We start from the raw sequence: 354 nt of genomic DNA, 5'->3' as shown, positions 1-354 counted from the left end.
CTTTGAATGCGGAATTATCATTACTTAAAAACAAATCAACAGAACAGGATTTTTATAACAATATTGAAAATTCCCGCAAAGTTCTAAAAAATATTAATATAATCGAAAACAAAATACAAAAATTCGAAAATTTGAAGACCCTAACAGAAGAAATAGAAATCTTGATTTCCATGGCGGAAGAGGAAGAGACAAACGAGCTCAATGGCGAAATCGCATCTAAACTATCAAAATTAGAAAATCAAAGTGAAAAATTTAGACTGGAAACATTGTTGTCCGGGCCATATGATGCAAACAACTGCCTAATAACTATACATCCTGGGGCAGGTGGTACAGAAAGTTGCGACTGGGCAGATA

General features: G+C 33.9%; 1 protein-coding gene. It reads left to right on the top strand.

The features are described from left to right. Nucleotides 1-354 (top strand): PCRF domain-containing protein (locus tag ACYVTD_RS18210; RefSeq protein ID WP_461249010.1); only part of this gene is annotated, 354 nt, incomplete at both ends.

The organism is Treponema sp. R6D11, assembly GCF_054786075.1.
This window is presented reverse-complemented; position numbering and strand designations above follow the sequence as displayed.